Source organism: Micromonospora sp. NPDC051296, assembly GCF_040682255.1.
In the GTDB taxonomy this organism is placed as follows: Bacteria; Actinomycetota; Actinomycetes; order Mycobacteriales; family Micromonosporaceae; genus Micromonospora; species Micromonospora craterilacus.
On the sequence record NZ_JBFBAO010000452.1, the window covers coordinates 1 to 4,904 of the forward strand.

Sequence of the window (4,904 nt, forward strand, 5' to 3'; positions counted from 1 at the left end):
GACGAACCCGGCGGTGTCGGCGGTGCCACCCAGGTCCCGGGTCTTGATCCCCTGGGCGATGACCGTTTCCATGGCATTCTGCAACCGGTTGGCGGCCGTCGTCTCGCCCAGGTGCTCCAGCATCATCGCGCCGGCCCAGATCTGGCCCACCGGGTTGGCGACGCCCTGCCCGGCGATGTCCGGGGCCGAGCCGTGCACCGGCTCGAACATCGACGGGTGCCGGCGCTCGGGGTTGAGGTTGGCGCTCGGGGAGGCGCCGATCGACCCGGTCACCGCGCCGGCGAGGTCGGAGAGGATGTCGCCGAACAGGTTCGAGGCGACGATCACGTCGAAGCTCGCCGGGTCGAGGACGAGCTTCGCGGCGAAGGCGTCGATCAGCAGGCTGTCGAGTGCGACGCCGGGATGTTCGGCGACCACCTCGCCGACCACCTCGTCCCAGAACGGCATGGTGTGCACGATGCCGTTGGACTTGGTGGCCGAGGTCAACTTGCCGCGCCGCTGCTGGGCGAGGCGGGCGGCGAAGGCGGCGGCCCGGGCGGTACCGCGCCGGGTGAAGATCGACTCCTGTACCGCGGCCTCCTCCGGCTGACCCCGGTACAGCCGGCCGCCGATCTCGGAGTACTCGCCCTCGACGTTCTCCCGCACGATGACCAGGTCGATGTCGCCCTCGGCGGTGACCCGGTTCGGCACGCCGGGAAGGGTCTTGGCCGGCCGAAGGTTGATGTACTGGTCGAAGGTGCGGCGGATCGGGATGAGCAGGCCCCACAGCGTCTCGGTGTCGGGGATCTCCGGCACCCCGACCGCGCCGAGGAAGATCGCGTCGTGCGGGGCGAGCTGCTCCAGGCCGTCGACCGGCATCATCCGGCCGTGCCGGTGGTAGTGGTCCGAGCCCCACGGCAGATCGTGCCAGTCGAAGCGGAACGAGTGCTGCGCGGCCACGAGGTCGAGGCAGGTGACGGCGGCCGGGAGGACCTCGAGCCCGATCCCGTCGCCGGGGAGGCAGGCGACCGTGTACGTGTTCATGCTTGCGGGCTCCGGGGTGAGGGGACGATGAAGACCTTGTCGACCGCGCCGGCCTGCTGGGCGGCGAGCGCCTCGTCGATCTGCTCCAGGGAGAACGTGGCGGACCTCAGTTCGTCGAGCGGCAGCCGGTTCAGCATGCCGATCGCGCGACGGTGGGTGTCCGGGTTCAGCGCGGTGCCGAGCAGGCTCAGCTCGCGGGCGTAGATCTCGTTCGGGTGGATCTTCGCGACGTCGTCCGGGTTGGCCACCCCGAACAGCAGGATGTTGCCGCCGCGGCAGACCAGGTCGATGGCGGTCTCCACCACCGCGGCCGAGCCGACCGCGTCGATGGCCACCGGGTAGCCCACGCCGTCGGTGTACGACAGTGCCGCGTCGCGGAAGTCGGGCTGGGCGGGGTCGAGTACGGCGTCCGCGCCGAACCGCAGCGCGAGGTCCCGGCGGTGCGACCGACCGTCCACCGCGACGACCGGGTATGCCCCGGCGGCCTTTGCCAGGGCGACCATGATCGCACCGGCCGGTCCGCAGCCGAAGACGATCGCGGGCAGCCCGGAGCGTACGCCGGCCCGGTCGATGCCGTGGATGCAGCAGGCGATCGGCTCGGTCAGCGCGCCGTGGAACGGGTCGGTGTCCGCAGGGAGCTTGAACGCCAGCTTCTCCGGCACCCTCACCTGCTCCGCCATCCCGCCGTCCAGGTGTACGCCGGGCGCCTTGCGGTCCGGGCACATGTGCTGGGTGCCGGTCTGGCAGTTGAAACAGACGCCGCAGTAGATGTGCGGCTCGATCGTGACGAGGTCGCCGACGGCGAGCGTCCGGACCCCCTCGCCGACCTGCTGCACGGTGCCGCAGATCTCGTGGCCGAGGATCACCGGCGGGCGCGCGGGAAAGTGGCCGTGCACGATGTGCGAGTCGGTGCCGCACACCCCCACGGCGAGCGGGGCGACGACCACCTCGCCCGGCCCGGGGGAAAGGTCCGGCACGTCCTCGGTTCCGATGTGGCCACTGCCACGGTAGACGACAGCACGCATGGGGATTCCTATCGATGTTCGTGCGAGGACGCCACGACGGTGACCTGCACGTCGTGGCGGGCGAGCATGTCCGCGTCCTCATCCGTCAGGCCGTCGTCGGTGACGACGTGGTCGATGACCTCCAGGGAGCAGGCCCGCACCATGGCGGTACGCCGGAACTTCGTCGAGTCGGCGAGCAGCACGATCCGGTCGGAGATCTTGACCAGCTCCCGCTTGGTGAGCGCGTCGAGGTCGGTGCCGCAGAAGACCCCGTGCTCGCTGACGCTCGACGCGGCCAGCAGCAGGGTGTGCACCCGCAGGTGTTCCAGTGCGGCGACGGTGGCCGGGCCGCCGAAGGACTGACTGACCTTGTTCAGGTTGCCGCCCAGGCCGTAAACCTCGACGTTGGGCATGTTCAACAGCGCGGACAGCACCGGCAGTGAGTGCGTGATCGCGTTGAGTTCGAGGTCGCGGGGGAGCAGTTCGGCCACCCGCAGCGCGGTGCTGCCCGCGTCGAAGGCGACCGCCGTACCCCGGTTGACGAACTTCGTCGCCTCCCGGGCGAGCGCCGACTTGCGGTCCCGCTCCAGGCCGTACCGGTCGCGGAAGTCGCCGCTGCCTTCCAGGGCCGCCGCGGGCAGCATGGTGACGCCACCGTGGACGCTGCGGAGCAACCCGTCGCCGACGAGCTTCTGGATGTCGCGCCGGATCGTCATGTCCGACACGCCGAAGTGGTTCGCCAGCTCGACTGTTGTGCAGAAGCCCTGTTCGGTGGTCATGGCCAGGATCTGCTGGCGCCGATCCGTCGTGCTGGTCGTACGCGTACTCACCGTTTCAGCCGCCATGGCAACCACCTCTTTCGACGACAGCAATCTTTCAAGCCACTGACTCGGCGACAAGCCGCTGCAGCCTGGTCAGGCGCTCCACGGACCGCGTCCGCAGCGCCGCGCTGACATCGGCCTCGCCGATCGTGTCGGCCCAGATTGCCCTACCGGCGAGGAAGCCGGCGGCCCCGCCGGCGACCGAGCGCTCGACGGCGGCGGCGAAGTCCTCGCCCCGGACGCCGTTGGACAGCACCACCCAGGCTCCGCCGACGATCTCCGACATCGCGGCCGCCTGCTCCTGCACCGCGGAGACGTCACCCGGTACGTAGCCGGGCACCTCGGCCTTGTAGACGTCCGGGCCGAACGCCGAAAGTTCCCGGGCGGCGGCCAGGATCGCCTCGTGCCGCTCGGCCGGGTCCGTCCACCCGCGACCGCGCGGCGGCCGGACGATTCCCTCCAGCAGCGAGATGGTGCCGGAGCGGCGGCACAGCTCGAGGAACTCCCCGACGATCGCGGCCCGCTGGTCGGCGCCCTCGTCCGGCTGCCAGATCACCAGGAACTTCAGCGCCGCCGCGTCCACCGAGCGGATGTACTCCACGGTCACCGTCGGGTCCACCGAGCTGCCGTGCACGGTTTCGCCGGGGTTCTGGTGCAGGTCGTCGGCGGCGAGGATGAGCGCGGTGTCCGGGGCGATGGTCGCCGGACGGCCGCCGGCGAGCGCGAACTCGCGGTCGAGCAGGATCGCCGAGGCGTACGGCGAGAGGGTCTCGGTGGCGAGGGCCTTGAACTCCACCAGCTCGCTGTCCGGCACCTCCCGACCGAGGTCCCCGTCCTGCAGCATCGTCCGAAGCGACTCGCGCTGGTCGAGGGCGAGCATGGTGAGGTTGCCATGCTGGTCCGCGAGCCTGTGCAGAGCCGGATGCCTGACCGTCGCTGTCATTGGGGTTCTCCCTGGGGGTTCTGTGGTTCGTTGTCGAGCAGGAATCGGGTGACTTCGTCGAAGGTGGGGATTCCGGAGCGTCCGTCGAGTGCCCGGCAGGACAGCGCCGCCACCGCGTTGGCCTGCCGGGTCGCCGTTACCAGGTCGAATCCGCGGGCCAGGCCGGCCACCAGGGCGCCGTGGAAGACATCCCCGGCACCGAGGGTGCTCACCACGTCGACGGCGAATCCGGGTACGTGGGTCAGCGGCAGGTCGGGTGCGCTGACGTACGAGCCCTCGCCGCCGCAGGTGGCGACGACGGTGACCGCCCCCTCGTCGTGGGCCTGCCGGACCAGATCCGGCACGCTCCCGGCGCCGTATCGGCGGCGCAGCGCCTCGACGGTCGGCACGAACAGGTCGACACCGGCCAGCCGCAGACCGGCGATGTCGTTGCCGGCGTCGATCGAGAGACGGAAGGCGCGGCCCGGATCGGTGAGATGCGGCGCGACGGCGGCGTAGCCGGCGTGGTCCACGTGCACCCAGCGCGCCCGGGGCGGCACCGCTGACAGCCCGGGCGGCGCCGGCACGAGGGTCGCGATCGCCCGAGTGTTCGATTCTCGACAACTGAGGATCACGCTCTGCGCGGTCACCCCGCCGGTCTCGACGAGCGCGGTGTCCACGCCCTCCTCGTTCAGGGACGCGGTGACGAGCTGCCCGGCCGGGTCGGCACCGACCCGCCCGCAGAACGCCACGCCCACGCCGAGGCGGGCCACGGCGACCGCTGCGGTCGAGGCCGGACCGCCTGGGTGCTGGCTGATGGCGTGTGCGACGACCCGCTCGTCGGACCGCGGCATCGCGTCCACGAGCGCGATGGTGTCCAGGTTCGCGGCGCCGACGCAGAGCACCTCCCATGGTCCCGCCATTCCCGCTCCCGTCTGGTGATTTTCGATCAGCTGGGTGTTGACAGTTTCACAATCGTTGTGCGAATGTCAACCTCCACTTGTGAGAACCACCACCATCAACCGGAGGGATCGTGAACCTACGAAAGGCCGCGCGGCTGCCGATCGCCGCGCTCGTGGCCGGCGCCGTGGCGCTCGGAACGCTTGCCGGCTGCGGGTCGTCCTCCGCCTCGGG

The 4,904-nt window shown here is 70.8% G+C and carries 5 protein-coding genes; all 5 read right to left on the minus strand.

The window, feature by feature from the left end; translation table 11 throughout:
• Window positions 1-1,023, minus strand: a 1,023-nt coding sequence (locus AB0M52_RS30565; protein ID WP_363960904.1) for a tartrate dehydrogenase, incomplete at its 3' end; no start/stop codon positions are given.
• Complete coding sequence (locus AB0M52_RS30570) at window positions 1,020-2,048, minus strand: alcohol dehydrogenase catalytic domain-containing protein (protein WP_363960906.1); 1,029 nt, start codon at window positions 2,046-2,048, stop codon at window positions 1,020-1,022. The genes AB0M52_RS30570 and AB0M52_RS30565, both read right to left, overlap by 4 nt.
• 8 nt (window positions 2,049-2,056) lie before the next feature.
• Entirely contained in the window at window positions 2,057-2,872 is an 816-nt protein-coding gene (locus AB0M52_RS30575) for a DeoR/GlpR family DNA-binding transcription regulator (protein ID WP_363960908.1), read from the minus strand.
• A gap of 31 nt (window positions 2,873-2,903) precedes the next feature.
• Entirely contained in the window at window positions 2,904-3,791 is an 888-nt protein-coding gene (locus tag AB0M52_RS30580) for a hypothetical protein (protein ID WP_363960910.1), read from the minus strand.
• A complete protein-coding gene (locus tag AB0M52_RS30585; RefSeq protein ID WP_363960912.1) occupies window positions 3,788-4,693 on the minus strand; it encodes a PfkB family carbohydrate kinase in 906 nt (301 codons plus the stop codon). Before AB0M52_RS30585 ends, AB0M52_RS30580 begins: the two co-directional genes overlap by 4 nt.
• Window positions 4,694-4,904 lie beyond the last annotated feature (211 nt).

Bases quoted from the DNA above. Each gene is read 5' to 3' on its own strand.
- AB0M52_RS30575 (WP_363960908.1), bottom strand. From the start codon at position 2,872: ATGGCGGCTGAAACGGTGAGTACGCGTACGACCAGCACGACGGATCGG.
- AB0M52_RS30570 (WP_363960906.1), bottom strand. From the start codon at position 2,048: ATGCGTGCTGTCGTCTACCGTGGCAGTGGCCACATCGGAACCGAGGAC.
- AB0M52_RS30580 (WP_363960910.1), bottom strand. From the start codon at position 3,791: ATGACAGCGACGGTCAGGCATCCGGCTCTGCACAGGCTCGCGGACCAG.
- AB0M52_RS30585 (WP_363960912.1), bottom strand. From the start codon at position 4,693: ATGGCGGGACCATGGGAGGTGCTCTGCGTCGGCGCCGCGAACCTGGAC.